The sequence below is a fragment of the Brucella sp. genome (genome assembly GCF_032066345.1).
In the GTDB taxonomy this organism is placed as follows: domain Bacteria; phylum Pseudomonadota; class Alphaproteobacteria; order Rhizobiales; family Rhizobiaceae; genus Brucella; species Brucella pseudogrignonensis.
Map to the genome: position 1 here is coordinate 276,913 of NZ_DAMBKZ010000001.1, position 21,926 is coordinate 298,838.

A 21,926-nucleotide genomic window follows, 5' to 3' on the forward strand; every position below is an offset into this window, starting at 1 on the left:
GCAAAATGCCAGCCTTGATAGGGCTTGTGGCCCGGTTTCAGGTGATTGGGCTATTCTGCCCGTTTACGGCCTTTCAAGGCGCGTTTCTCATCGCGTGACGGGCTTGCGACCGCTTCGGCCCAGCCTTTCGATACGCAGTAATCAATGAAATCTTGTGGGCGTTCTTGCGGCTCCGGCGAAGCTTTAGCATTGAAGGAATAGCGGCTACTAGGACGCGACCAGTTGCTCTCAACTTTAAAAATTGCCCAAGCCATCAGTTCACCTCGACCATAATTTCAACTTGAATTATTCCGTGCGTCGTCAATCCGTCTGGATCTCGGACGATTTGTGAAATTGGTATGTTCACTCCAACCACAGCGTTTTCATCCAACTCTGGTTGTGAGCGGTTCAATGACTTACGGATGCCATCAACAATATTCTTGCACTCACCCTGCCCGACCGCTCGCGACCACACATCAAGCTGAATGGTGTGGGTTTCGCCATCAACACAATCAGCGTAATCGTCAATCATATTGACAGGACCGAATGACACATAAGGAAATTGCGCAGTAACCTGCCCGTTTGTGCTAGGCACTCGGTCATAAACGCGACCACCAGCAAGGTTCGTTACCTCGGGAACGGTTCGTAGCGCGGCATAAAGATATCGCTGAAGCTCTTCGGAAATGTTCACTTTGCAGCATCCCTCACGGCTTTTCGCATTTGTCTTGTCACGCGGCTCCCAACCCGCTTCCGCAATGTTCTCCACGATGGAAAGAAGTAGGGGTGAGCTTGCATGTGCTGGGTTCCAAACTCTTGCAGTCTGGCAAGCTGAAACTGCTCGCGCACACCGACCATAGTGGATTGGTCGCCTGCGTAGATTGTGATCACCAATCCGTCACGGGTTGGTGCTGACTTACCCAGCACCATTGCGCCCTTCGGCGCATCTCCCCAAGTCCAGTTGATGGACTGAGCAAGCTTGCCGCTGTCTTTGGGAGCAAGTCTTCGCATCATGCCAACAACATCGTTAGCGCCCTGCTCCATAGCCTTGATCGTAACGTCGAAAACAGATTGGGGAATTATCTTGGTTAACTTCCGCTTCAGGCGATCCAGACCCTCAACCATGACATCACCCCGTAGCAACGCCGCTTTCGCATGTAAGCGAAATAAACTGGCGGTTGGTTTCCCACTCGATATCGCGAATGTTGAAAGCGATGTTTCTACGAGTGTCACGAACCCGGAAATCTGTGGTTATCAGCCTTGTATTGCTGGAAATACGAACCCGGATAACCTGTGTGTGCTTCCCCTGAAGGCGACCGGCCATAACGGCTTCAGACCCGCGGAGATGGATAAACTCGGCGCGTGTCTGGAACTGCTCTTGCCAGCCAGAAACCGTGTTGCCCATGCCATCGACAACATCTTCACGCTTATCGAGAGCGACTTTCGAATGAAGTGATCCAGCGGAGTTTTTGTCAGCCATGATCACCTCACCGATATATGCGATAAGGCTGCAATAGCGCTTCGACCGAGAATGGCATTTTATTGACAGCCCCTTCAGTCGTCGCAGCTTCGCGAACAGCGTACCATTGAGCCACCAACATCATGATCGCAGTTCGTATGGCCTGCGGAACATCAGACACCAGCTTCGAAGGATCAGCCGGATCCGGCTTCTGCCAGCCGACCTTATAACGGATATGCACGGAGTCTGCCGTGCCTTCCGCTGAAGGCCAACCGTCATGCAATGGCCGAACGCCACCTAATGTTACCTCATACCCATCGGAGGGCATAACAACCGAAACGCCGCCTGAATCGCGATAGGTGATTGAGATAACTTCGAGGACCGGCGGATATGGCAACGGAATGACGTCACGCTGACAGGGTAGCGAATAGAAATCAGCGACGCGGAGTTCCAATGTCTGAACCCCAAGCGCGCAGCCAAGCCAGCCTGTCGGGCCATCAATCCACGATGTGGCGGCGAGCAGAAGCGACTTGATGAGTTCGTCATCATCATTAAAATCGACAATCAGATGACGCTTTGCCTCCTCAAGCGTAACGATGGGCTGGGGAGGCTCTATAACGCGGACTTGGCTATCCATTACACCTGACCGTTATTTTTCCGACTTGCCCTTGGACTTGTCGTTTTCTGTCGTTTCCGATTGCGATGCAGACTTCTGAAGATCGTCTATTGCAGCCTTCAGACCGGCAATTTCATCAGCAGCCGCAGTAAGCTGCCCTTCGGTTTCAGACTTGTATGCGGTAAATTCCGCTTTGGCCTCGTCGGTTGCTTTGTTGGCATCCGCGAGCTCCGCCTCAGCCTCGACTTTGAAATCTGCCAGTTCTTTAACTGCCGTTTCAGTTTCAGCCTTCGATACAGTCAGGGCTTGTTCCGCGGCTTCAATTTCCGCAAGCAAAGTGTCGATATCGGCAGTATCGCCTTTCGGAGCCGCCGCAATTTTCTTGGCATCGAGAATGCCGAGTTCTTTGCGGTTTTCTGCATCCTTGATGTCCTGCGCCGAAGCTTCGGAGTAAGCGCCATTCTTGATCAGCTTTTCAGCTAGCTTCTTATCCACATCCTTTAGGATCTGGCCTTTGCGGACGCGACCAAAGTCGCCAAAACTTCCACGTGTTGCTTTGAGGTGCATTGTTCGTCTCCTTTGGTTCATAGAGCGGGCGGCAAAACCGCCCGCCTTGATGAGCCAAAAGCCAATGATTATGGCTGAAGTGCAGTAGCAAAATCGCCAGTGACCAGTGCTGCACGGCGCTTGACTGCGAGAGCCAGGCGGCGTTCTGCACGAACTGTCAGCATGTTCTTGATGAAGTTGTCGCGATCTTCAGACGAGATCAGGACTTCCGTTTCCATGCGATCCCAAATCTTTGCAGCCATCCGGAACGCACCAACAAGGAACTCATCCAGATCCATCGCCTGAGTGGAGATAACCGGACGTCCCCAGAGCTGCGGACCGGCAAGCTGGATCACGTTGGCAAAAATGTAGCGGTTCTCACCGTCCTTGGTCAGTTCGATATCTGCCCAGTCGGTAGGGTTGAGAACGATTCCGTCAGCTGGATATTCAGCAAGCGAAGCCTGAAGGATTGCCAAACGAAGAATATCAATCTTTGTCGGATTGACCACCGTAACACCGGGATTTGCATATGGTGTCGCCTGCGGAACAAGGCCGTGGATATGCTGCCCCGTGCCGTCGCCTTTGAGGATTTCAGCCTCTTCCACAAAGTCGAGACCGTAACGCAGCTCACCGTCGATTTCGCTCTGAAGCTGCGGAATATCATCCATGGCCTGACGCGAGACCGGCACCCAGTGGGCGATGGTGCGGACAGGAGCGTCGTCCATTTCCCAAATGTAATTGGATTCCGGTTTCTGCGCAGTTTCAGCGACGACACTCGCTTTGTTATCGCGAGTGACCAGACGCGCATACTCGATAGAGTTGCTCGTGGTTTCGCCAACAGAGAGAAGCTGACGGATTGTCATCTGACGGCGAGGAATGCCGACAATTTCTGTGTCCCGTTGTGGCGTGATCAATGCGCCACCGGAACCGGTTGCCGAAGTGATGGCATTCTGGATGACGATACGAACAGCACCCTTTGCGCCACTCTTACTGACGAAGTTCTTCAGATCTTCGGATTCACCGACCATCTGGCCCAGAGACTTCACCGCCTGATCATTGCCGCCACCGCGACGAGACGCAACACGCTGCTCAATGTCGGTGGATTTGGTTTCGAGCGCTTCAAGACGCTCAGTGAGTTTATCCTGAGCAGCAGAAAGCTTGCCCTGCGCCATCAGAAGTTCATCGGCCTTCTGCTTAACTTCAGCAGTCAAACCGCCCGATTCTTTGGCCTGCTTTAGAGCATCCTCAGCGGTCTGCTTGACATCGCTACCAACGCGAGCAAGTTCGCTCTTAACTTCGCCCAGCAACTTTTCGATGTTCTGTGCGTCATTACGAACGGAACCGACGATACCAGCAGGACGTGCGGCCATGAGTGCCGCCAGTGCTACTGACGGCATGAAAAACTTGGACATGATTGCCTCCTTGGCTGTCCTAGATAGATTTTATGGATGCGAGGAGGTCTGAGACCTCAGCTAATACGGCAGCGTCCTGCATGCCGGTTACGGTAGCGCCGGGCATACCGCCTTTCAGCGCCTGAAGCAGTTCGCGCCGCTCGGATCGCGGTACGTTCGCTCTGGCGAGAAGAGTGTCGAACTTGTGAGCCGCAGCTTGCTGTCGGCTCGCAATCGAATTGTTGGCCTTGCTCTCAATCTCATCAGCAGAGAGCAGGCTGTCTGCAAAACCTTTATCGACAGCGTCAGCGCCACCAATCCAAGTTTCACGGTCAAGCATCCGGCCGATCTCTTTCTCATCGAGACCAGTGCGAGCGGCATAAATATCGGTGGCAGTCACGTCGAACGGCTCAAGCCAGTCAGCGACATCCCGAAGTGCATGACGGTCGCCAACCGCCACAACCCACGTATTGTGGATCATGATGAAACCCGCACGCGCGATCTGCACTTCATCTGCGGCCATTGCGATAACGGATGCTGCAGAAGCCGCAATGCCGACGATCTTGACTGTCACCTTCGCAGGATGTTCGCGAAGGAGGTTGTAGATCGCCAGCCCTTCGAAATAATCGCCACCCGGCGAATTGATTGAGACGACAACGTCTTTCTTGCCAATATTGCGCAAAGCCGCAGAAATGCGCTTGGCGGTAACGCCATCCCCAAACCAGTCCTCTCCAATTGGATCGAGAATGGAAATGGTATTGTCTGCATCATCAGCTGCCGACTTGACCGAACTATTCCAACGGTCAAGTGCAGCTGGCGCAAGTTCCGACCGCAAACCCGGACGGACATTGACCTTTGCGGAGGGAAGATCACGCATCGTCATTGGAATGCCTTTCTTCGGAAGAAACGCCAAGCCAGGCACGCATAGCCGCCCGTGCAGAGTTGTTGTCTGTGGCGACGCCAAGCTGACTTAATGGGGCAAGGTTTGTTTGCGCTGTGAGCTCGTCACCGCCATCCTTGCGAGGGAGATTGAGTTTCGCCCTGCCCTCATTCCGGGTCATCAGACCGTTTTGCGTCATGGTTGACAGGAATGCAGCCTTGGATTTGCTGTCCATCTGCAAGAGTGCTTCGCGATTGAACTCAGCATACCTGCGGCGATTGCCGGTTGGACGAATAAGCTGCTTTTTGATGCGGGCTTCGATGCGATCACAAAGCGGGTCGATGCCGAGGGTAAGCCACGCCAGCAGAATCTGTTCGACACCAGATCCCCACATTGTCTGGCCTTGCGCAGCGTGACCTATGATGATCGGCGGCACGCCCCACCAACGGCAAATTTCCTCAACGCTGAAGCGCTTGTTTTCAAGCATCTGCGCATCAACCGGGGAAAGCGCCAGCCGGTCATATTTGAGACCGGCTTCCAGAACCATCAACTTGCCTGCGTTACGAGAGCCGACAAACTTTTCCATGATCGTCTGGAGCTGCTCACGTTGATCTTTCTCCAGCGTTTTGTCTGACGAAAGAACGCCACTTGCCTGCAACCCATTGCCATAAAGCTTGCCGGTCGCCTCATCGAGAGCGATTGCAGATCCAAATGCCTGCGCGCCGAACTGAATAGGCGACAATCCCATATCGCCGCCAAATCCAAAGCCCCGCAGATGAAACACCTTGCCTCGTGGAAGAACCTCGGCCTTTCCTCTGTCGTTGACCCGATAATGCAACTCACCGTCACTATCGCGAAACGGCGCACAGTGCGTACTGGCCAGAGGCTGGAGAGACACCAGACGATTGCCGCTTTGCACCTTCTCGGAATAGGCATTTCCGGTGGCCGCCATCCATGCAACCATCGACTCCCAATATTCTAGCGCCGTCTGATCTTCGTTCGGGTTGTCGCAAATGACCTCCGCAAGATCGTCATCAGAGACGCGAACCCGGTCATCATTGCCGCGCTTCTCGTACATTGCGAGCGGCAGACATGAGACGGCCTGCGCTGTCAGTCGGATACAAGCCCATGCCGTTGCAAGTTGCAGAACAGAATGAAGGTGGACACTTTTGCCAGCATGATTGCTTGTGCCGAATGCACCGGCCCAGCCAGAACCATTCTTAAGAGACAACCGCCGATCCTTGGCGATGATCTCATCACGCGTCATGTTTGCCGGTAAGCTGGACTTCCGGTTTCGCGTCTTTTTGCGAGTTGCCATTAGACTCCAACCATTACCGGGTTTGAGAGGAAATCATCAAGACGGTTGCCAGAAGGTTCCGGGTTCCAGCTCATCAGCACGGCCGCATGAAGAGCGGCAATCAGCGGATCAATCTTGGCTTTGCCTGCGGCCTGCTTGGTAATCATGTCAGCGTTTCCCTTCCGCTCGACCTTGGCGTTGCTGACACACCATTTCATCAGATCACTGCCATCATGGGTGATCGTTCCGTTTTCAAGCTTGCGCTCTAATCCCCAGACAGCCGAGGCAAGCCATGTGCCTTGCCTAAGGCGCGCCATTTCTTTGTCGGTATCAATCCCTGCGAGCGCCAGTTCATCGACCAGCTCTGCGATATTGTTCGGATCGATGCCGATAAAGTTCTTTTCAGGCGCAAGCCCAGCATTCTTGATGCGAACGAGGATGCCGACGATATCACGCAGATGCCCAGTGGAATCCTTGCAGATCGTAAGCGAGCCCTCTTTCTCGAAGTCGAGCAAGCGGGACGCGATATCTTTGCGGCGCTCAAGTGCTATCGGATGCACCCAGGCATGAAACCATCCATACCAACGCCGCGTAACTTTCTCGCGACCAATGATGCCAAGCCCGAAAAGATCGTCGAGCGAGCCACCATCTGCGCCAGCAACACACACGTCGCATCGCTCAAGTATGAAATCGAGTGTGACATCAGGCTCAGCTGCATTCAGCCAGAAGTCAGCACCGCCCCACCGATCACCATGCAAAGCCATGCCGACTTGGATGTTGAGATGCTGCGATGCCCAGATGATTTCGGATTCAGCGCCCTTGTGCTGTTCTGCCTCGAAATCGGCGATCATCGTGTCGATATCGAGCGACAGGCCAAGGTTTGGCATTACGAGATGCCAATTCCGGGGATCGGCCCACGGCTTGTTCTTTTCGTCTACCTGCCACGCTTCGGGGAACTCATAGAGGATCGGCAGCATGCGAACGTTGCCGGTGATTTTTCCGTCGCGAACGCCGCGCGCATATTCGAGTTCTGTCTTAAACGCGCCTGCTGGCTGTTCGTCGCTCTGCGTAGAGATGATAATAAGGAGGCTATCTTTGCGGCGAACCAAAGCGCCACGGATCTGACGAATGACGCGGCTCGCGTAATGGATAGAGCCCATAATGTGCAGCTCATCGATCAGCACGATAACTGGCTTCGAGCCGGTCATGACCTTCATGTCAAAGGTCTTAATCTTGATGAAGGCCTTCGTCACGCGGTCGCGGATTGTCTTCTTGTGCTCCATGACGTGAAAACGCTTTTGGAGATACCCTTCCTCATCCTCTTCGATCATGCCCACGGCAGCCTGAAACGCGGTATCGGCGATTTCCTGTGTCGGACCGACGAACAGAATTTCAGCACGTGGCGTCTTGTTGGCGAGCAACAACGTCAGGATGAGACCGCCCGAATATGTTGTCTTCGAGTTCTTCTTGCCAACGAGCGCGAATATCTCAGACACGTGCCGGACGTTGTCGTCATCGACCGATCCCATGACGACGCGGACGATATCCTTGAACCACTGTCCGCAGGAATCACGAAGTAGCGGTTTGTCGTCCACGTCAGGGAGGCGCAGCTTGCTGAAAATGCGTTCACCGCGATCCGCCTTCTCCTTATCAAGCGGAAGATCAGCGATAGGCGATTTCCCAGCCTGAAGGCGCTCAAACCAGTCCGGACAGGCAAAGTCCCAGCGAGCGCCGGACGAACGCAACTCATCAAGTGTTTTCGTCATTGCAGGAGTTTACCCCAGTCGCCGTCTTCATGAGCGGTTTGCGCATCCCGAATAGCCTGCTCTTTCTTGCCAAGCTTTTCCTCTTCAGGTGTAGCTTTCGGCTTAGGTGGCGGCTGTACGAGATTGGCCTTTTCGGTGATATCGAGGATACGTCCTGTCGCGACGGAATTACCTTGTCGCATTTTCTGAAGCGTGACTTGCAAGGCCATCGCTTCGATTATGTCCGCACCTTGTTCAAGCTCACGGGAAAAATGTTTTCGTAAAGTCTTCTCATCGCAGCCAAGATGGCGGGCAATTCGTGAGACTGACCAACTCGCAGCCTTGAGAAGCGCTACAAGCTCTTGGTTTTCTTTGCTTTTTGCGAATGATGGTCGGCCCCACCGTTCTTTGATCTGCCCAACAGGTGCGCCAAAGAGATCGGTGTCTGACTTGTCATCGCCCGACTTGCCGGAAAAATCACTCATCTCAGGAAAAAAACCTCTGCATGAGGGGGACGCGGGTCTAGGAGGCAGACCCGATTTCAAGTTTCATACCCCCCACCCTCATCGAGAGGCAAAGGGCATGTGCCTTTCTCGCCATTCCGATGCGGCTCTCGACGCTTCTTCTGCTGTTTTGAACATGCCGAGCCGGTGAGAAACGCTGTTGAGGTAAACTACGGCTCGAAAGGTCTTACCGATCTGCTTAACGCCACGAAGTCCCAAGGGATTGTTTCGATGTGCATCTCGGTTCTGTGCGCTCTGCGCCATTGTCAGCCAACGAAGGTTGGAAGATCGGTTATCCAACTTGTTTCTATTTACGTGATCGCGAACCATTGAAGGATAACGATCTCCCGGCAAGACGACGTGATGAAGGTAGATGCGACGCCCCTTCGCCTTTCGCATCACGTATCCGTTTTTATCCAATCTCCACCGGTAATGTCGCAGATTTGAATAGCCGTCATCTACAAGTGCAGGAGCATCCGCGCCCACGACAGTCAGTTCGATCATATTGTCACCAGATTTAGAAATGGAAGGAGTTTAGATTAGTCCCAAACGCCACGATGATGCAGGCTGGCCTGCTCTTGCTTCTGCTTTTCGCTGTCGTGATAGGCTTTGCTCAAAGCCTGAAGATTGTTCATATCCCAGAAGAGTTCGGCATTGCCGCGATGCTCTTGGATGTGATCGACAACAGGACTATTCGGAGCTGGATGCTTGCCGATCAGGAGAACGCCGGTTTGCTGGCAGGTGAAGAGGTCACGCTTGAGAACATCCTCTCGAAGCTTTTGCCAACGGGCAGTCTTATACCACTTGCGCCATGGTGCAGCTGCATCACGTTCGCGCTCGATACGTTGGCTCACGTCAGCCTCATATACATATGGAAAGAGCGCCACGAAGGGCGCTCAGTGTGATTGGTTAATTTCAGACATAGCTTACGCTCTGGCCCTGAATCGATGTCTCGTGATTGAGACCGTCAAGGCGGGGTCCGAGCGCGACCACCTCAGCAACTTGTGCCCACGTGCTACCGTGTATTGAGGCTCACTATTCTCTACCGGATCATCCCGTGGCTGGATTACGCTCACAATGGGGTTAGAAATGCAAGAGGCATAATCATCGATCGAGGTTGGCCGAAAAGTACCAGTTCGACAACAGCCACACCTTTGCCTTTTGCAGGTCCCGATATGAATTTTGCTTCTATGCCCGCAAATACACCTTCACGAATAGCCACCCTCTTAACGCCGGTAAATGCTGATTGCGGGACTTCGTGATCAAATTCACCTTTTTGGGCCTTCTCATTGAATTTGCTTACTTTATCAGCATCCACCAAATAGGGTTTCTCGCAGCCACCGAGCACCGTGACTACGTGATCGAATGTAAGTAGACCTGCCATTGAAGTATTGTTCAAGGCACACCTGACCAAGATATAGCCAACCATTACAGGCTGCTCCTTAGCCGGTATTTCCTTGTGAAAACGACGAAGCTTTGGCCCCATTTTCATGGGGACAATCACTTCTATATTGGCGGCGATCAATTCATCACGAACTGAAAGTTCACGCCCAGTCATAACGTTTAGAACCAACCAAGGAGAATTATCACCCGCGCGAATCGCTGCTGCTGCCCTCATCCGAGCGATACGACGGCGCTCAGCGAGCACCTTATCAATCGCCCTGCACTGCTCATCAGTGGGTGCAGATGCCATTGCGATATCGATCTGACGTTGATCAATTGCCATCATTATCACCCAATCCCCTCAAAGCTGTTTCATAATCGACTAAGGCCGACGGACCACCGCGCGGGCAGAACACGACTTGCATGCGGTCAAACTCAGAAGGCCATGGCCAAGCACGCCGCTTGAACTCATCCTTCCAGGCAGAGAGAATGATTGTTCCCTGCGGTACCGGCTCCATCAGATCGCCAGCCGTGTGCCAGATCTTCTGAAACACCGCACCGCTGCGCTGCTGCTGGACATCACGGAAGCGCGTTAGCTCCGGCCACGCCTTGGCAAGCAACGCACGCGGCAAGAAGGAACCCTTCGCAAGTTGATGATCGGCTGGCCCGTCCAGCAAATGACCAAAGAAGCGAGCCATACCAACAGGACCGTAACCGGCTGCCCAACCATCGGGCTTGGCTTCCTCGGCTCTTGCAGCTTGCGCCTTCACACTCTCAGCCTTTTTCAGGATTTCTGGATCAAGAGCATTCCAGAGGCGGTCGCGGAAGAAAGCGCCAACAGGCTGTGGCTTCACTTTCCGCTGGACAGCATCCAAAAGGTAGCCATCACGCCAACGTTCCGCTTCCCTGCGTTCTGCAACCGACAATCCGGCGAACTGGCGCTTGATCCAGTCCAGCGTTGTACTGTGATCCCACCTTGGCCAGATACCGGAGTGGAAACCCACGCCGTTCACGAAATGGATAACCCGCTTCTCGAATGCTGCCGTTTTCGGATCATCATCCGCCGAACTGGAATCCTGCTTCTCATTCCCATTCATACTTTCGCTTGCGCGCTCTTTTTCTTCTTCGTTTGAAGGGGAAGTTAAATAAGGGTCGTTAATAGGTGCCGGTCCAGAGGCGGCAGGGGGTGCCGGTTCTGGACCGGCAGGGGGTGCCGATATACCGGCAGGGGTGCCGACATACCGGCAGGGGGTATCAGCGTCTTGAACCGATGAAATATCATGATGCTTCGGATCAAGAATGACACGGTAGAAATGAGCGCTATCGCGCCCACTGTCGCTTTCCTGCTCATGACGTTCGAGATAGCCCGCACTGATGAGGCGGTTGATGGCGTCAAACACGGTCGCACGGCCACAGTTCATCTCAGCAGCCATTTTAACCTGACTACGACGACACCAACCGTATTCATCTGTATGACGCCCCAGCACGCAAAGCACCTGCAAGTCGCGCGGCTTCAATGCCGGATCAGTAGCAGCCCTTGCAGGGATGATTGATAGACGAGGATTACTCACCCGAATCCCCTTTCCCACGCGCCCACACGCCGCCGTAATCGACGACGAATGAACGCATGATATTTTCGCTTCCGACAAACACAGGTGGCTGCGTAGTGCCGGAAAGCACCGTCAGAAACACCCTGCCAGTGCGGGTCACTTCAGCAAGTTCGTCCTGTGTCAATTCCCAACAGGAAACTGAGCACATGCCGTTTGTGTAGGTGTGCAGCGCCTCGACATTCTCAGCACCTTGCGGCGGCAACAGCTTTCTATTTGAGCCTGCAAAATCAATAGCATTTGCCATTATAGAACCACCCTCTTCCATGCTTCGAAAGCAGCGCGGAAATCCTGCCAGCGTTCAGCGGCAGCACTGTTTTCGTTCAATTCTTTTCTGGATTTGATATTAAGGATCGAGCGCAGCCGTTGCGCCGCTCGATCCGATGTCAAAGGCTTCTCTAAGCCGTGCATTTCTTCGAGGAACACCTTGAACGCAGGCTCATCGCACTTCATTGCAGCTTCTGCCGCGAAATCCTTTTCGCGCCTCGGTGCTCGCCGCACCTGATACTGTTGTGGCCTCTGAGTGCCGCGCGCCGACTGAATAGCCCGATCGACAAGCCGCAGCAGGAATGAGACCATCTCAGGCGCACTTGCAACGAAGTCTGTTTCCTCTGGCAAAGCACCGGGATGAAGCCGTGCAATCACGTTAAGCTCACCGTGGCGGGTTTTCGCTTCGATAAAATCACCGCGCTCATCGGTCGAGCGGAACCATTGAGCGCCGTCCAGAGCTGCTAATTTAGATCTGATCCGGCGGAGCTCATCCGCCTCCGCACTCAAAGCACACCTCGCCATTCGATGATTGCTATGCTGCAGTTGAGCGCTAGCTGTCGCTCAGCAAGAGCGCCTTTCGAGTTCTCCCATCCGGGCAACAAGACAATCGTGTCAGCTTCCAGACAGATGAAATTGCAATATGATGCGAACGCCTTCCGAATAGGAAAACCCTTCGGATCACCATCATGCGGGAACTCAGCTGGATTATAGACGCGGTGCCCTGATTGCCTAAGCTGGGCCGTAACCCGATGAAATGTGGGATAATTGAAATCAGGAAGCCCGGTCATCGGCCCGGAGAGGTAAATGTTACGCTTGCGCGCGCCGCCGATCGTCATTCCGCAGCCCTCCCCGCAGCTTCAAAGCCCCAGGCATCCCAACCCGGACGCGGATCACGGCAGAATAGTTCAAGCTTCGGGAGATCGGGCCAGATGCGCTCTATCGTTTCTGCGAAGAAAGCAGGCTTGACCGAATGTCTGCCTTTAGCTTCCTGATAAACCGTGCGCGGTTGAGTGCCTTTTTCCGGCGCTACAACATCACCACGCCGCCCGATCAGAAGGCATTCATGACAATCAAAGCCCCAATGACCATTGCCTTGATGAACCTTGTCCCAAACCCAATGGTGCACGTACTCAAATCCGCATTCTTCAAGCACGCGAATGCCCTGCTTGCGCAAACCTGCATTGGTGCACCACAAGAATATGATTGCTGGAAAATCTGGATCTGCTATGCCAAGCCGATGGAACAAGGCAATGATCTCTTCAACGTCCATCGTCGGATAATGATTTTCAGCACTGCGATCCATGCCGCTTTCTTCCGACCAGACCTCATATTTCCAAGGCGGATCAGCATAGTAAATTGCGTATCGCTTCCCCAGTTCTGCCGGGGCGGTCGCAGCACCTTTTTCGACGATATGCGCCATACGCGCTATGCGAACCGCACGCTTCACCTTTTGCGAATGCGCCCGAACCTGCTTATTCTCAGCCGCAACGCGCCGATCTTCCGCAAGTAATCCCTCGACAAGCGCGATCTGGGCAACGTCACTCGGAAGCTTTTTGAGCTTGTCGAGCGTAGTGCCGTTATCAAAGCGAGATCCGCGCAACAGGCGAAGCGCAGCTTCACAAATCTTTTCGCCGCGATCAGCATCTCGCCTAATCGCGCGCTCTGATTTCCCGGATAATTCCGCCGTTGCCGCAACGAAGCTTTTACGCTCTTGCCTGTCGATCAACTGGCCAACTTGGCCACTTGATTTCCTGTCACCGCCATGCGCGGTTTCAGGATATTTGAGCAAATACAGTTCCTTGCGACGGAATGTGAACACCGCCCTGTCAGCAGGCGACAATTCAGAACGGGCAAGATTTTCATCAATCTCCCACAGTTCCGCATCCAGCTTGCTTTCATCTCTGACAAACGCTGGAATTTCGCTCCAACCCAGCTGCCGTGCGGCTTCCAAACGGTGTGCACCAGCCGATAGCGAATATGGCAATGCATCGTCAGTAGTCAGGCGCACCGTGATGGGTGTCCGCATACCCAATTCCGCAAAGGAAGTTTTGAGCGCCTCGACCTTTGACGCTTCAACATCACGCAAACGGTCGCGCACTTCGATATCTGCGATCTTGATCACAAGTTCATGCATCTCAGCGCCTTTCCGCGAGCCAAACGACAATGAAAAATGGAGAGGCCGCAGCCAGTGTGACGATGACCGCGATAATGACAGGGACAAGGAAATCGTGAGCCAGAAGACGCTTGATCATTGACGCACCTGAAAAGGCTGCTTTCCCTCAGCAATCCGCATTTCATCGACAATCTTCAGGACTTGCTGCCAAGTGGTAAGCCTGCGTTGTCCGTTGCGGACGATGCGCCACTTGTTCGCCTGCGAGCTGATATGAATGCCGCGCTGCGCCAGATAATCCCGCGCCCAGTCGGGCGTACAACGGACACCGCACTCAAACTGGCGAGGCGGTCCATTCTTCGCGATATGCTCTGCTACGAGTAATTGTTCTGCCAGCATATCGAACCTCACGACATGCCAAGAGCGTCCATGTAGAGTTGAAGCATTGCTTCCTCTTCATGGCGCTCATGGTCTTCTTTTTTGCGAAGGCGGATGATGGCTCTGACGGTTTTGGCGTCGAAACCGGAGCCTTTCAACTCGCCATAAACATCCTTGATATCGTCGGCGACGGTCTGCTTTTCTTCCTCAAGCCGCTCAATGCGCTCGATAAAGGATCTCAGCTGCCCTACCGCGATCACATTCGAAGAAACCTCTTCGGCCTTGTCGACCTTCGATTTCTTCGGGCCCCGCATAAATCCAGCGACATTTTCAGCCGCAGTTGAAAGTTCACTTAACGGAATTTCCGGCGTGCTCGGCCCGTCCGGAACGCTGATACTTACAGTCGGCTCATCAGGTGAAGGTTTCGCTTTGGCCTTAGCCTTCTGCTTTCCGACAGGCTTAGTTGTCCATGGATCATAATCAGACATGGCGGACGGCCTTTCCTGCACGCAACGTCGAACCTGCCTCGATGACAAGGCGGGCGATGCGGTCAACTTTTTCGGGATTGTGAGAAAAGCGATCGACAACACGACGTGATCGGTCGCATCCGTAGCGGCTTTTCGGGTGGCGCTGATACTTGAGCGACTTCAAGGAGATCATGGCTCGACCTCCAAAGAGTGCTTCACATCTTCTAGGGCTTGAATGGCCTCATTGATTTCTTTGAGGATATTCTTTCGATCAGCAACGTCGATCCGGTCGTCTTTCCGGGCTTCAATGATCGCCTGGGCAACATCCATCGTTTCTTTCATGACGCGGGTGGCGTCTGATTCAGTAACCTGAGCACTACGGAATGCTTTGCCGGCAGACGTCTGGGAAGGTATCAACTTGTAGCCGAGCAGTTCCGCCGCAACTTTGATGATCAGGGGGGATTTCAATCTGCGATCAACTTCAATCGCCACATCAAGCGGGATGAAATGTTTGCGGAACTCATCGTTTTCGGACGCATATTTTGACAGCGTAGAGGTACTCACCCGCGTGAAAGGCAGTAGGCAGGTAATCCCACCTGCGAGCGTGTATCCGCCGTCAGTTGCCTTCTTAAGAGAAAGGCGCTCTTGCTCGGAAATTGTGCGCACGAAAACACCCCCGAAAAATCAAGGAAAAAATATCGACAAAGGATTCAGTGAAACTCGAAAGCGCCGCCGTTATAGACGGAACAACGCAAATCTACGGAGGGCTAAATGCTCGAAAGCGACCCGCATCTAGTGACTGGATTTCCCGTGTTGCGATTAGCTCGCCAATCAGGGCGAGAACAAACTCATCAGCAGCATCGCGGCGTTGCGCAGCTTCCCATGCCTCAAACAGCTTGGACATGGCGGAGCCAGACCCACTACCCGTCAGCGCAGATTTGATATAGCCATTTACAAGTTTGGTTTTTTCCCGGGGGTCAATCATGGGACAACTCGTCACTACCTGCCCGCATTGCAACGCGGTTGATATTGCTCTTGAGCTTTTTGGTGCAAAACCAATTGGACAAGATCAGAAAACGGGCGAATGGCGGGCGGCGGGAGGAGCTGTTTGCCGCCGATGCCGTAATGCAATAGGCGTATCTATTGTAGCGCCACCAGCAGCTTTCGGCACGCTTAGTGATTTTGATAGCGCGCTCGCAGAACTCTACGACGATCCGGTGGTCACTCTGACTGATATCAACTGCAACGGTTTTGTTGTGAGGACCCCTGAGCAAACTACTGAAACACCAACCTCGTTGCCTGACGCAACCCTTAGATCGTTCAGCGCAGCTGAAAAGAACTTTCATCTTGAAGGGTGCGAAGATGCATCCGCGATCATGTATCGCCGGGCAATCGAAACTGCCATTCATACCAAGCATCCAGATGTTACGGGTAACTTGCTTCAACGCATAGACAAGCTGGCTGCCAAAAACCTTATTCCAGAAGCCATGAAAGACTGGGCCCACGAAATAAGACTCATTGGAAACGACGGCGCGCACGGCATCGACGGTGTTACCCGTGAAGAGCTTACGGCATCTCGGGGGTTCACCGATGCGTTTCTGCGATATCTCATTTCCTTGCCTGAAGAGGTACGTCTTAGACGTGAGGCGCGAAACGCGCCAACAATTGGAAACGTGTGATGGCAAACAGTTCATCGCGCGCCCTCCCCGGAAACAGACGCTGGAGCGCAGACAGCCGGAGAGCGCTGCGCCCCAGCTTCGCCCGGCGGGAGGTTGCCGAGCGAATTAGAACTGGTTGCCGGAGCGCCCGGTTGGGCGGGGGGCTGCTTGATGGGCGCCCCGGCATCATCACCCGCCGAGGAACTGGCGGGGGAATCAGACTTCCTTGAAACGGACTTGGCGAGAGCCTCATAAGTGACTCCAATTAGACCCCGCGCCTGTGCCGATAAGACAACCGCTTCCCAGTACTGAGAAGGTATAACGCCACGTCTTTTCATCGCTTTGGCGGTGCCATAGGCGACGCAAAGATCGTCAGCAAAATCGGCCAGTGACGGCCACTTTTCGATGAAAGGAATATGTGTCATGTGTGAATGGGTACTATTAATACCCTTTCGCGTCAAGCGCGATAGTTATTACTTATACCCGATATCGTGGGTACAAATTACACCATGACTAAAAATGCTGAAAAAAAAGAGCGTGAGGACAGGGCCGTCAGGCTTCAGAACGCGCGAAGGAAAGCAAGCCTCGGCGGAGCAAAAGCTCTATCCGATAAATTTGGCTGGAGCGAAAACAATTACAAAGCACATGAATCCGGTCGAAATGGATTTGGTCTTTCAGACGCTCGAAAATATGCAAAAGCTTTCAATGTTTCAGTAGCTTGGCTGTACCTTGGAGAGGGTGCCGAAACCGACGAATATGCGGAAGTAGACGACATCAGGTCGGAGGTAATAGACCTCTTCGACAGACTTCCAGCAAAGGTTCAAGCGGTTGTCCTTGATCATATTCGCGCACTAGCAGCGATAGACAAGAACGACAGTCCCTCATCTGACTAACAGAAAGCGAGCAGATAAGGCTGCAAAATTCAGCCCTAAGTTCACTATTATTTTCACCCTCACTCATCTCCCACCCGCAATGTTCTCATTTCGTTCATGAAAGCACTGCGGGCGAAGCGGGTCAAGGGTAAGTTTGCATCGCGGCATTTTTCATACCCATAATTCATAGTGGGTATTTTTTGTATCTTTTTAGCTTGACAGTTTGTGGGTACATATAATACCTCTTTCCTGCCCCACCTAAAACCGGCTGCGCTGGATTGGGTAAGAGTAGAAAGCGCAGTCGGTTCTCCGGGGTTAAGCGGAGAGACCAATGTCAAACATCATTTTTATGGCCAGACTGAAAGGCGGTAATTACCGCTCGAACGCCAATCGCGCTGAAAAACTTTTAAAAGCTCACGGCTTTTCCGTTGGACGCATGCAGGCCCATCAGCCGCGTGGCCTTCTCTATGGCGAGTTCGACATTCAGAAATGGCGAAATCTAAGCCAACGGGATCGCGAGCAATTGGATGGTCTGCTGTCCGGTCGTCATGTGCATCACGGTGACATTTCCATTGAAATACTTGATTCAGCGCCTTCGGAAGCAGTGCAGAAACTCGCTCAGGCATTTGCCCTTGAAGATGGTGCGACCATCATTGTCGCACCGTTGACCACAGCCGCATCCAACGCGGCAGAGAACTCAATTAGCGAGAGAAGCCAGCACGCCGCAAGCATGGGAGTCGCTCCTCATGCATAAACCAACAAAAACTGACGGCTTCAACCTCACGTCTGCATATCGATGTCATGATAACAAACTCAGCCATAAGGTTGTTTTATTTGTCTTTTTCATCTGCACCACATGCGCTGCCGTTTTGGGCAGCCAAATGATCTGGGGCTGATAGATGCAGACAAGCCAGCCCATCATAATTGATTCATTCGCAGGCGGCGGCGGCGCAAGCACCGGGATTGAAATGGCCCTTGGCCGTTCACCTGACATCGCCATTAATCATAACGCGGCAGCGCTGGCTTTGCATGAAGCGAACCACCCGCAGACACTTCATATCTCGCAGAACGTCTACAAAGTTGATCCACTGGATTACTTGCAACGGGCGCATGTCGGTCTTGCGTGGTTTTCACCTGACTGCAAACACTTTTCCAAGGCGAAGGGCGGCAAGCCTGTCGAGCGCAACATTCGGGATCTGGCTTGGATCATTCCCGGCTGGATCGAACGCATCCAGAAAAGCGGCGGCAAAGTGGATGTTGCTATTCTCGAAAACGTCGAGGAGTTTCGCGACTGGGGACCGCTGATGGAAACATCAGCCGGCCAAATGCCAGATCCAGATCGTAAGGGCGAAGATTTCCAGCGTTGGTGCAAAAAGCTCAAAAGGCTTGGCGCGAAGATCGAATGGCGCGAAATCCGCGCTTGCGACTTTGGTGCACCGACAATCCGGAAGCGGCTATTTGTCATCATCCGCTTTGACGGCCAACCTATCGTTTGGCCAGAACCAACCCATGGCGCACCGAATGATAAGGACGTGATTGCAGGCAAGAAATTGCCATGGCGCACCGCAGCAGAAATCATCGACTGGTCGCTGCCCTGCCCTTCGATCTTCGACACAAGCGCAGACATAATGGACAAGCATGGCCTTCGCGCCATTCGCCCGCTTGCCCACAACACGATGGCGCGCGTTGCGCGCGGGATGAAACGCTATGTCATAGACGCCGAGAAGCCCTTTATTGTGGATCTATCGGCACCATCGATCATCCGATTCAACACTGGCGCAACAGGTCAGGATCTCCGCGAGCCGTTATCGACCATCACCGCGAATAGCTACATCAAAAGACCGGGAGGGGCCGCACCACTTGGCATTATCTCGCCGCACGTCATGACGATGCGCAATGCTGGCAAGCCATTTAACGGCGTTGATGAGCCAACGCATACAATAACAGCTGGCGGTGCAGGGTTGTCTGTGGTGGCGCCGATACTTACGGCTGCCCAACATGGCGGATCTAACCGGCCCATTGAGACGCCAACCCACACCATCACTGCCAGCCGCAAAGATCAGAACAGCGTCATTGCGCCTACATTGGTGCAGATCGGCTATGGCGAGCGCAAAGGCCAAGCACCGCGCTCACTCGATATACAGCAACCATTAGGCACAGCTGTTGCAGGCGGCATCAAACACGCCGTTGCATCTGCTTTCATTGCTCGCCAGTTCGGAACATCGACCGGCCACAGCATCGAAGAGCCGACGCACACGGTTATGGCAGACGGCGCAGGTAAGTCGCAGCTTATCGCAGCCTATGTGGCGCAGCACAACAACGACAGTCGTCGTGACGGCGGCGTTAATCCGGGCAGATCAGCCAGCGAACCGCTATCGACCATCACCCAGACTGGCAGTCAGCAAGGCATCGTCGCGCCCTTCCTCCAGGCATATTACGGCACAGGTGACGGCGGCGCTGAAAACGAGCCAATGCGCACGGTAACAACCAAAGATCGTCACGGCCATGTGGAGGCATCATTGGAAGTGCCGCCATTCACGCCAGAGCAGGCCCAGCGCGCCCGCGCTGTTGCAGATTTTCTCAGATCATTCGGCTTCTGGGATCACCGCGAGTTCGTCACCATCGAAGCCCACGGCGTCACGTACGTGATTGTCGATATCGGCATGCGCATGCTTGTGCCGCGAGAATTGTACCTCGCCCAAGGCTTTCCAGCTGACTACGAGATCGAGCGCGGCGCAGACGGCCAGACATTTTCCAAATCAGTGCAGGTTTCATGCTGCGGCAACAGTGTTTGTCCGCCAGTCGCCTGCGCACTCGTATCCGCAAATTGCGGCAACCTCATCGCCCGAAAGGAAGCGGCATGACCATAACAAATTGGAAATGGTACGCAGGCAATAACGACGAGAGTTATTCATGCGGACCGTTCGACACCCGCGAAGAAGCCATTGAAGAGGCGCGCGGTCAGTTTGGTGACGATGCTGGAATTTATGTAATTGAGGCAATCAAAGACGAAGTTCGCTTGTGTGACTACATCGGAGCAAGCAGCATCTTAGAGGAAGCCGAGGAGCGCGCCTACGATCTGCGCAACGAAGACAGCGACGACAACATCTTTGATGTGTCTGCGGAGATGGAAAAGGACCTCGTCGTAATGCTGCGCACCGCCTGCGATGCATGGCAGATCAAGCACGATCTTCGATTTATCCCTTGGTGCTTCACGAGCACTCGCAATTCCGAGTTCATTGCATCGGAGGTTGATAATGGTTGACCGCCCTATCCTTTTCAGCGCCCCTATGGTGCGCGCCCTGCTTGAAGGCAGAAAGACACAGACCCGCCGCGCGATTAAACCGCAACCGACAGGCCGGATTGATCCGTTAGTTAGTTTTAATCATGGCAGAATGGAAATCGCCTTCGGCCCTGACATGCGCGATAAAGACGGCGGCCCGAAATGGTGGCGCCCACTCGCACAAGCAGGAGATCGCCTATGGGTACGCGAGGCTTGCGCTATTGTCGGTACGGTAGATCCGGGCTTCGTGTTGTATCGCGCGGACGGTTATGAATCCGAATGCATTCGCCATGGCTTCGACAAACCATTCCCTCCTGAAGCGGAAGCCCGCTGGCGTCCATCGATCCACATGCCACGCTGGGCTTCACGCATCACGTTGGAAGTGATCGACGTTCGTGTTGAGCGCCTGCAAGACATCAGCGAGGCGGATGCGATTGCTGAAGGCTGCACTCAAGCCCTCGCAGATGAAATTATGCAGGTTGAAGAGTTGGCAGTTTACGCTTCGACGCACATCCTTTGCCCCGAGGCTCGCGCCCGCATTTTGTTTGAAACTTTATGGGATCAGGTTAACGGTCCCAGTTCATGGGAAGCCAACCCATGGGTTGCCGCTTACACGTTCAACGTCATCAGCCGCAATATCGATCAGATCGAGGTGGCAGCATGACCCCTTGGACATGGTTTGCAGGCAATCTTGGCGATGATGTCTACGATCTTGCCGAGGCGGACACCCGCGAAAAGGTGATCGCAGCAGCTCTTGATGCCTCCACCGGATGGCTAAAGCCCGGCGATCAGTTCCGCATTGTCGAAGCACGATCCAGCACCGCGAAGAAGTATGAAGGATCGGACTTCGTACCGTTTCTTCGGACGCGGAATGCGGAAATCATCACAGTGCAAGGATCTGATCGATGAAGCCAATCCTTGATATGTGCTGCGGCTCTCGCATGTTCTGGTTTGACAAGAAGGATGACCGGGCTGTGTTCGGAGATATACGCGCAGAAAGCCACGTTCTATGCGACGGCCGCCAGCTAATCATTTCGCCAGATCGCATTATCGACTTCCGCAGCCTGCCTTTTGACGATGAGACATTCAGCCTTGCTGTTTTTGATCCGCCGCATCTGGTCAATGCTGGGGAGAGAAGCTGGTTGCGCGCAAAGTATGGTGCGTTGAACCGCGAGACATGGCGGGAGGATCTGCGGCAAGGATTTGCAGAGGCTTTCCGCGTCTTGAAACCCCACGGCACACTAATTTTCAAATGGAACGAAACGCAGATCAAAGTGCGGGAAATTCTCGCGCTTACTGATGTTCAACCTGTCGTCGGGCATGTGTCTGGCAAGCAGGCGAACACACACTGGATTTGCTTCCTTAAGCCCCTACGCCCGTCAGGAGGCAGTCTGCTATGAGTATGGCGTGGATCCGGACGAACTATCGTGTCCCTGCCAAGCGCGGCGGCCGTGTCAAATACACAGGCGGAAGGCAGCCTCAATA

General features: G+C 53.7%; 32 protein-coding genes. 8 read left to right on the top strand and 24 right to left on the bottom strand.

Going from position 1 to position 21,926, the window contains the following annotated elements; translation table 11 throughout:
- Positions 1-50: 50 nt before the first annotated feature.
- The 24 genes from RT142_RS01375 to RT142_RS01490 form a co-directional block, all read right to left on the bottom strand.
- Complete coding sequence (locus RT142_RS01375; protein WP_313026647.1) at positions 51-254, bottom strand: hypothetical protein; 204 nt, start codon at positions 252-254, stop codon at positions 51-53.
- Complete coding sequence (locus tag RT142_RS01380; protein WP_313026649.1) at positions 254-670, bottom strand: DUF3168 domain-containing protein; 417 nt, start codon at positions 668-670, stop codon at positions 254-256. Before RT142_RS01380 ends, RT142_RS01375 begins: the two co-directional genes overlap by 1 nt.
- A complete protein-coding gene (locus tag RT142_RS01385) occupies positions 667-1,101 on the bottom strand; it encodes an HK97-gp10 family putative phage morphogenesis protein (protein WP_313026651.1) in 435 nt (144 codons plus the stop codon). Before RT142_RS01385 ends, RT142_RS01380 begins: the two co-directional genes overlap by 4 nt.
- A 4-nt stretch (positions 1,102-1,105) precedes the next feature.
- Positions 1,106-1,456: a phage head closure protein gene (locus tag RT142_RS01390; protein WP_313026653.1), complete on the bottom strand. Its 351-nt coding sequence runs from the start codon at positions 1,454-1,456 to the stop codon at positions 1,106-1,108.
- A gap of 7 nt (positions 1,457-1,463) precedes the next feature.
- Complete coding sequence (locus RT142_RS01395; RefSeq protein WP_313026655.1) at positions 1,464-2,072, bottom strand: head-tail connector protein; 609 nt, start codon at positions 2,070-2,072, stop codon at positions 1,464-1,466.
- A 12-nt stretch (positions 2,073-2,084) separates the two neighbouring features.
- Complete coding sequence (locus RT142_RS01400; protein WP_313026658.1) at positions 2,085-2,618, bottom strand: hypothetical protein; 534 nt, start codon at positions 2,616-2,618, stop codon at positions 2,085-2,087.
- Positions 2,619-2,686: 68 nt separating this feature from the next.
- Positions 2,687-4,009: a phage major capsid protein gene (locus RT142_RS01405; RefSeq protein ID WP_313026660.1), complete on the bottom strand. Its 1,323-nt coding sequence runs from the start codon at positions 4,007-4,009 to the stop codon at positions 2,687-2,689.
- A gap of 19 nt (positions 4,010-4,028) precedes the next feature.
- Positions 4,029-4,871 carry a head maturation protease, ClpP-related gene (locus RT142_RS01410; RefSeq protein ID WP_112813476.1) on the bottom strand — a complete coding sequence of 281 codons (843 nt, stop codon included), beginning with the start codon at positions 4,869-4,871 and terminating at the stop codon, positions 4,029-4,031.
- Positions 4,858-6,186, bottom strand: coding sequence for a phage portal protein (locus tag RT142_RS01415; protein WP_313026665.1), 1,329 nt, complete (start codon positions 6,184-6,186; stop codon positions 4,858-4,860). Before RT142_RS01415 ends, RT142_RS01410 begins: the two co-directional genes overlap by 14 nt.
- The gene (locus RT142_RS01420; protein WP_313026667.1) at positions 6,186-7,931 is read right to left on the bottom strand and encodes a terminase large subunit; all 1,746 of its coding nucleotides are present in this window, start codon (positions 7,929-7,931) and stop codon (positions 6,186-6,188) included. Before RT142_RS01420 ends, RT142_RS01415 begins: the two co-directional genes overlap by 1 nt.
- Positions 7,928-8,455, bottom strand: a complete 528-nt coding sequence (locus tag RT142_RS01425) for a hypothetical protein (RefSeq protein ID WP_313026670.1) — start codon at positions 8,453-8,455, stop codon at positions 7,928-7,930. Before RT142_RS01425 ends, RT142_RS01420 begins: the two co-directional genes overlap by 4 nt.
- 18 nt (positions 8,456-8,473) lie before the next feature.
- On the bottom strand, positions 8,474-8,917 hold the full coding sequence (locus RT142_RS01430; RefSeq protein WP_313026672.1) for an HNH endonuclease: 444 nt from the start codon (positions 8,915-8,917) through the stop codon (positions 8,474-8,476).
- Between the two features lie 35 nt (positions 8,918-8,952).
- The gene (locus RT142_RS01435; RefSeq protein ID WP_313026675.1) at positions 8,953-9,267 is read right to left on the bottom strand and encodes an HNH endonuclease; all 315 of its coding nucleotides are present in this window, start codon (positions 9,265-9,267) and stop codon (positions 8,953-8,955) included.
- Between the two features lie 218 nt (positions 9,268-9,485).
- Positions 9,486-10,142 (bottom strand): transcription termination/antitermination NusG family protein, encoded by a 657-nt coding sequence (locus RT142_RS01440; RefSeq protein ID WP_313026678.1) that lies wholly within the window; start codon positions 10,140-10,142, stop codon positions 9,486-9,488.
- Complete coding sequence (locus RT142_RS01445) at positions 10,129-11,367, bottom strand: helix-turn-helix domain-containing protein (protein ID WP_313026680.1); 1,239 nt, start codon at positions 11,365-11,367, stop codon at positions 10,129-10,131. Before RT142_RS01445 ends, RT142_RS01440 begins: the two co-directional genes overlap by 14 nt.
- A complete protein-coding gene (locus RT142_RS01450; protein WP_313026683.1) occupies positions 11,360-11,650 on the bottom strand; it encodes a hypothetical protein in 291 nt (96 codons plus the stop codon). Before RT142_RS01450 ends, RT142_RS01445 begins: the two co-directional genes overlap by 8 nt.
- Positions 11,650-12,180, bottom strand: coding sequence for a hypothetical protein (locus RT142_RS01455; RefSeq protein ID WP_313026685.1), 531 nt, complete (start codon positions 12,178-12,180; stop codon positions 11,650-11,652). Before RT142_RS01455 ends, RT142_RS01450 begins: the two co-directional genes overlap by 1 nt.
- Positions 12,177-12,509: a DUF4406 domain-containing protein gene (locus tag RT142_RS01460; RefSeq protein ID WP_313026688.1), complete on the bottom strand. Its 333-nt coding sequence runs from the start codon at positions 12,507-12,509 to the stop codon at positions 12,177-12,179. The genes RT142_RS01455 and RT142_RS01460 overlap by 4 nt, the downstream gene beginning before the upstream one ends.
- Positions 12,506-13,807, bottom strand: coding sequence for an MT-A70 family methyltransferase (locus RT142_RS01465; RefSeq protein WP_313026690.1), 1,302 nt, complete (start codon positions 13,805-13,807; stop codon positions 12,506-12,508). The genes RT142_RS01460 and RT142_RS01465 overlap by 4 nt, the downstream gene beginning before the upstream one ends.
- Positions 13,808-13,921: 114 nt before the next feature.
- Complete coding sequence (locus RT142_RS01470) at positions 13,922-14,182, bottom strand: hypothetical protein (protein ID WP_313026693.1); 261 nt, start codon at positions 14,180-14,182, stop codon at positions 13,922-13,924.
- 8 nt (positions 14,183-14,190) lie between these two features.
- The gene (locus RT142_RS01475) at positions 14,191-14,475 is read right to left on the bottom strand and encodes a DUF2312 domain-containing protein (protein ID WP_313027079.1); all 285 of its coding nucleotides are present in this window, start codon (positions 14,473-14,475) and stop codon (positions 14,191-14,193) included.
- Positions 14,476-14,641: 166 nt separating this feature from the next.
- Positions 14,642-14,821, bottom strand: a complete 180-nt coding sequence (locus RT142_RS01480; protein WP_313026695.1) for a hypothetical protein — start codon at positions 14,819-14,821, stop codon at positions 14,642-14,644.
- Entirely contained in the window at positions 14,818-15,294 is a 477-nt protein-coding gene (locus tag RT142_RS01485; protein WP_313026698.1) for a phage regulatory CII family protein, read from the bottom strand. The genes RT142_RS01480 and RT142_RS01485 overlap by 4 nt, the downstream gene beginning before the upstream one ends.
- Positions 15,295-15,385: 91 nt before the next feature.
- Positions 15,386-15,613, bottom strand: coding sequence for a hypothetical protein (locus tag RT142_RS01490; RefSeq protein WP_313026700.1), 228 nt, complete (start codon positions 15,611-15,613; stop codon positions 15,386-15,388).
- Between RT142_RS01490 and RT142_RS01495 the strand changes: the two genes are divergently transcribed.
- The 8 genes from RT142_RS01495 to RT142_RS01530 all read left to right on the top strand — a co-directional run bounded on the left by RT142_RS01495 (position 15,612) and on the right by RT142_RS01530 (position 21,841).
- Positions 15,612-16,307, top strand: a complete 696-nt coding sequence (locus RT142_RS01495; protein ID WP_313026703.1) for a DUF4145 domain-containing protein — start codon at positions 15,612-15,614, stop codon at positions 16,305-16,307. The genes RT142_RS01490 and RT142_RS01495 overlap by 2 nt on opposite strands.
- 488 nt (positions 16,308-16,795) lie before the next feature.
- Complete coding sequence (locus RT142_RS01500) at positions 16,796-17,179, top strand: helix-turn-helix transcriptional regulator (RefSeq protein WP_313026705.1); 384 nt, start codon at positions 16,796-16,798, stop codon at positions 17,177-17,179.
- Between the two features lie 310 nt (positions 17,180-17,489).
- Positions 17,490-17,912 (top strand): hypothetical protein, encoded by a 423-nt coding sequence (locus tag RT142_RS01505; RefSeq protein ID WP_313026707.1) that lies wholly within the window; start codon positions 17,490-17,492, stop codon positions 17,910-17,912.
- A gap of 145 nt (positions 17,913-18,057) precedes the next feature.
- On the top strand, positions 18,058-20,022 hold the full coding sequence (locus tag RT142_RS01510; protein WP_313026709.1) for a DNA cytosine methyltransferase: 1,965 nt from the start codon (positions 18,058-18,060) through the stop codon (positions 20,020-20,022).
- Positions 20,019-20,423 carry a hypothetical protein gene (locus RT142_RS01515; RefSeq protein ID WP_313026712.1) on the top strand — a complete coding sequence of 135 codons (405 nt, stop codon included), beginning with the start codon at positions 20,019-20,021 and terminating at the stop codon, positions 20,421-20,423. The genes RT142_RS01510 and RT142_RS01515 overlap by 4 nt, the downstream gene beginning before the upstream one ends.
- Positions 20,416-21,105: a hypothetical protein gene (locus tag RT142_RS01520; RefSeq protein WP_313026714.1), complete on the top strand. Its 690-nt coding sequence runs from the start codon at positions 20,416-20,418 to the stop codon at positions 21,103-21,105. Before RT142_RS01515 ends, RT142_RS01520 begins: the two co-directional genes overlap by 8 nt.
- Positions 21,102-21,350: a hypothetical protein gene (locus RT142_RS01525; RefSeq protein ID WP_313026717.1), complete on the top strand. Its 249-nt coding sequence runs from the start codon at positions 21,102-21,104 to the stop codon at positions 21,348-21,350. The genes RT142_RS01520 and RT142_RS01525 overlap by 4 nt, the downstream gene beginning before the upstream one ends.
- On the top strand, positions 21,347-21,841 hold the full coding sequence (locus tag RT142_RS01530) for a class I SAM-dependent methyltransferase (protein WP_313026719.1): 495 nt from the start codon (positions 21,347-21,349) through the stop codon (positions 21,839-21,841). Before RT142_RS01525 ends, RT142_RS01530 begins: the two co-directional genes overlap by 4 nt.
- The last annotated feature ends 85 nt before the right edge of the window (positions 21,842-21,926 follow it).

What these genes read in the sequence shown, in the direction of transcription:
- RT142_RS01385 (WP_313026651.1), bottom strand. Translation starts at nt 1,101, where the DNA reads ATGGTTGAGGGTCTGGATCGCCTGAAGCGGAAGTTAACCAAGATAATT.
- RT142_RS01515 (WP_313026712.1), top strand. Translation starts at nt 20,019, where the DNA reads ATGACCATAACAAATTGGAAATGGTACGCAGGCAATAACGACGAGAGT.
- RT142_RS01400 (WP_313026658.1), bottom strand. Translation starts at nt 2,618, where the DNA reads ATGCACCTCAAAGCAACACGTGGAAGTTTTGGCGACTTTGGTCGCGTC.
- RT142_RS01525 (WP_313026717.1), top strand. Translation starts at nt 21,102, where the DNA reads ATGACCCCTTGGACATGGTTTGCAGGCAATCTTGGCGATGATGTCTAC.
- RT142_RS01500 (WP_313026705.1), top strand. Translation starts at nt 16,796, where the DNA reads ATGACTAAAAATGCTGAAAAAAAAGAGCGTGAGGACAGGGCCGTCAGG.
- RT142_RS01395 (WP_313026655.1), bottom strand. Translation starts at nt 2,072, where the DNA reads ATGGATAGCCAAGTCCGCGTTATAGAGCCTCCCCAGCCCATCGTTACG.
- RT142_RS01520 (WP_313026714.1), top strand. Translation starts at nt 20,416, where the DNA reads ATGGTTGACCGCCCTATCCTTTTCAGCGCCCCTATGGTGCGCGCCCTG.
- RT142_RS01420 (WP_313026667.1), bottom strand. Translation starts at nt 7,931, where the DNA reads ATGACGAAAACACTTGATGAGTTGCGTTCGTCCGGCGCTCGCTGGGAC.
- RT142_RS01450 (WP_313026683.1), bottom strand. Translation starts at nt 11,650, where the DNA reads ATGGCAAATGCTATTGATTTTGCAGGCTCAAATAGAAAGCTGTTGCCG.
- RT142_RS01440 (WP_313026678.1), bottom strand. Translation starts at nt 10,142, where the DNA reads ATGATGGCAATTGATCAACGTCAGATCGATATCGCAATGGCATCTGCA.
- RT142_RS01470 (WP_313026693.1), bottom strand. Translation starts at nt 14,182, where the DNA reads ATGCTGGCAGAACAATTACTCGTAGCAGAGCATATCGCGAAGAATGGA.
- RT142_RS01390 (WP_313026653.1), bottom strand. Translation starts at nt 1,456, where the DNA reads ATGGCTGACAAAAACTCCGCTGGATCACTTCATTCGAAAGTCGCTCTC.
- RT142_RS01375 (WP_313026647.1), bottom strand. Translation starts at nt 254, where the DNA reads ATGGCTTGGGCAATTTTTAAAGTTGAGAGCAACTGGTCGCGTCCTAGT.
- RT142_RS01410 (WP_112813476.1), bottom strand. Translation starts at nt 4,871, where the DNA reads ATGACGATGCGTGATCTTCCCTCCGCAAAGGTCAATGTCCGTCCGGGT.
- RT142_RS01495 (WP_313026703.1), top strand. Translation starts at nt 15,612, where the DNA reads ATGGGACAACTCGTCACTACCTGCCCGCATTGCAACGCGGTTGATATT.
- RT142_RS01465 (WP_313026690.1), bottom strand. Translation starts at nt 13,807, where the DNA reads ATGCATGAACTTGTGATCAAGATCGCAGATATCGAAGTGCGCGACCGT.
- RT142_RS01475 (WP_313027079.1), bottom strand. Translation starts at nt 14,475, where the DNA reads ATGCGGGGCCCGAAGAAATCGAAGGTCGACAAGGCCGAAGAGGTTTCT.
- RT142_RS01510 (WP_313026709.1), top strand. Translation starts at nt 18,058, where the DNA reads ATGCAGACAAGCCAGCCCATCATAATTGATTCATTCGCAGGCGGCGGC.
- RT142_RS01490 (WP_313026700.1), bottom strand. Translation starts at nt 15,613, where the DNA reads ATGATTGACCCCCGGGAAAAAACCAAACTTGTAAATGGCTATATCAAA.
- RT142_RS01415 (WP_313026665.1), bottom strand. Translation starts at nt 6,186, where the DNA reads ATGGCAACTCGCAAAAAGACGCGAAACCGGAAGTCCAGCTTACCGGCA.
- RT142_RS01405 (WP_313026660.1), bottom strand. Translation starts at nt 4,009, where the DNA reads ATGTCCAAGTTTTTCATGCCGTCAGTAGCACTGGCGGCACTCATGGCC.
- RT142_RS01480 (WP_313026695.1), bottom strand. Translation starts at nt 14,821, where the DNA reads ATGATCTCCTTGAAGTCGCTCAAGTATCAGCGCCACCCGAAAAGCCGC.
- RT142_RS01460 (WP_313026688.1), bottom strand. Translation starts at nt 12,509, where the DNA reads ATGACGATCGGCGGCGCGCGCAAGCGTAACATTTACCTCTCCGGGCCG.
- RT142_RS01505 (WP_313026707.1), top strand. Translation starts at nt 17,490, where the DNA reads ATGTCAAACATCATTTTTATGGCCAGACTGAAAGGCGGTAATTACCGC.
- RT142_RS01430 (WP_313026672.1), bottom strand. Translation starts at nt 8,917, where the DNA reads ATGATCGAACTGACTGTCGTGGGCGCGGATGCTCCTGCACTTGTAGAT.
- RT142_RS01530 (WP_313026719.1), top strand. Translation starts at nt 21,347, where the DNA reads ATGAAGCCAATCCTTGATATGTGCTGCGGCTCTCGCATGTTCTGGTTT.